Source organism: Falseniella ignava (assembly GCF_002847645.1).
Lineage (GTDB): Bacteria > Bacillota > Bacilli > Lactobacillales > Aerococcaceae > Falseniella > Falseniella ignava.
Window position 1 is genome coordinate 1 of the sequence record NZ_PKHE01000047.1, and the last position, 323, is coordinate 323.

Below are 323 nucleotides of genomic sequence, written 5' to 3' on the forward strand. Positions count from 1 at the left end.
TAATTTTGTAATAAAGGGAGGATTCTTAATATCATCCTTGATCGGTATTGGAAATAGAACAACTATGGACATGGACACAACCATTAAAGGCATAGCTCTAAAAGAAAAAAGAATAAAAGAAATTGTAGAAGAAATGATAAATATAGATGTCGATGACGGAATAAAATTTGAAATAAAAGACATCAGTTATATAAGAGAAGAGGACGAGTACGAAAACTTTAGAATATCCCTAATAGCAAATGTTGGGAAAACTAAAAATCCAATGAAACTAGATCTAACAACAGGAGACGCAATAACACCCAAAGAAATAGAATATACCTATC

General features: G+C 30.7%; 1 protein-coding gene. It reads left to right on the forward strand.

The window, feature by feature from the left end:
- Positions 1–323: nucleotidyl transferase AbiEii/AbiGii toxin family protein (locus CYJ57_RS07730; RefSeq protein ID WP_143826759.1), on the forward strand; the 323-nt coding region annotated here is incomplete at both ends.